The following is a 1,901-nucleotide window of genomic DNA, read 5'->3' on the forward strand; positions in this document are numbered from 1 at the left end:
ACCAGCGAATGGGTGTGCAGCTTGCCGTCGATCACCACGCCGGGCGTGACGAACATGGCGTTGCCCCACTTTTCCATGTCCTTGTAGGCGAAGTTGCACACCTCGGGATCCTGGAACGAGCCCCAGCAGCCCAACAGTGTGCGCCGCAGACCCACCTGGTCGTAGCCGGGCAGTGCCTCGTAGAAGAAGTCGAAGAGGTCGTCGTGCATCGGCACGACCCGCTTCATGAACTCCACGTAGCGCATCAACCGCGCCATGTAGTCGGTCATCAGCTGGATCGTCGCGACCGTGCCGACGCCACCCGGATACAGCGTCGACGGATGCACGTGGCGGCCCTCCATCAGGCAGAACATCTCCCGCGTCAACCGGCTCGCCTGCAGCGCCTCCCGATAGAAGTCGCCGGTGAACGGATTGAGCGAACGCATGATGTCGGCGATGGTCCGGTAGCCGTGCGCGCCGGCGTTCGGGGACTGGGTGTTCTCGGCCTTGGCCAGCACACTCGGGTTGGTCTCTTTGACCATCTTCTCGCAGTAATCCACGCCGACCAGATTCTCCTGGAAGATGTTGTGGTCGAACATGTATTCGGCGGCCTCACCGAGGTTCATGATCCACTCGGCGAGGTGCGGCGGCTTCACGCCGTAGGCCATGTTCTGGCAGTAGCACGAGCAGGTGGCGTGGTTGTCCCCGCAGATGCCGCAGATGCGGCTGGTGATGAAGTGGGCGTCGCGGGGATCCTTGCCCTTCATGAAGATCGAGTAGCCGCGGAAGATCGACGACGTGCTGTGGCACTCGACGACTTCTTTGTTGTCGAAGTCGATCTTGGTGTAGATGCCCAGACTGCCGACAATGCGGGTGATGGGGTCCCACGCCATATCGACCAGTTGGCCCGGTTCGCGCTTCTCGTGGCTTGGCTTGGGGATGATCGTTGTCATCGAAATCTTCGCTTTCTTCTAATGACCAGCGCCGCAGTAATTTTGACGGCGACTCCGCGTGCAGAAGCCCGGGGTAACCCGCACCTACCAGGTGCGGGTCGCTCCGGTTGTGAGTTGCGTGCCGGGATGGCGCCACTTGGGCTCTTTGTCAAGCGTGCGACCCGATACGCGGCGCAGGGGGCGAATTAAAGACCCGTACAGACCCGAAACGGTCGACGTGAGCTTGCCGCCCGGAGGCTCATCCATGAACGGCATGAACTTGTCCGGGAAGCCCGGCATCGTGCACCCGATGCAGATCCCGCCCACATTCGGGCAGCCACCCACCCCGTTCATCCAGCCGCGCTTGGGCACATTGCACTTCACAACCGGGCCCCAACAGCCAAGCTTCACAATGCATTTCCGTGAGCCATACTCGGCCGCGAAATCCCCCTGCTCGTAGTAGCCGGCCCGGTCACACCCCTCGTGCACGGTGTTGCCGAACAACCACTGGGGCCGCAGCGCCTCGTCCAATGGGATCATCGGCGCCTGGCCGGTGGCCATGTACAGCAGGTAGGTGAGCGTTTCGGCCATGTTGTCCGGATGGGCCGGGCAACCGGGAACACAGACGATCGGGATACCGGCCTTGCTCTTCCAATCCCACCCCAGATAGTCGGGCACACCCATCGCCCCGGTCGGGTTGCCGGCCATCGCATGGATACCGCCGTAGGTGGCGCAGGTGCCCACCGCGACCACCGCGGTCGCCTTCGGGGCGAGCCGATCCAACCACTCGCTCGTGGTCATCGGCTGACCGGTGGCCGGGTTATTGCCGAACCCGCACCAGTACCCCTCGCTCTTGATCTTCTCGTTCGGGATCGACCCCTCAACAACCAGAACGAATGGTTCCAGCTCGCCTCGGTCTGCCTTGAAGAACCACTCCAGGAAATCGTCCGCGCCCCCCTCTGGTCCGCACTCGAAATCAATCAGGGGCCA

2 protein-coding genes are annotated in these 1,901 nt (G+C 62.7%); both read right to left on the reverse strand.

Annotated elements, in window-relative coordinates; genetic code table 11:
- A partial coding sequence (locus CQY20_RS33635; RefSeq protein WP_207767373.1) for a nickel-dependent hydrogenase large subunit occupies nucleotides 1-932 on the reverse strand: 932 nt, incomplete at its 3' end.
- An 84-nt stretch (nucleotides 933-1,016) separates the two neighbouring features.
- The coding region (locus tag CQY20_RS33640) for an NADH-quinone oxidoreductase subunit B family protein (protein WP_097945690.1) at nucleotides 1,017-1,901 on the reverse strand (885 nt) is incomplete at its 5' end.

This window comes from Mycolicibacterium agri (assembly GCF_002553505.1).
Taxonomy (GTDB): Bacteria; Actinomycetota; Actinomycetes; order Mycobacteriales; family Mycobacteriaceae; genus Mycobacterium; species Mycobacterium agri.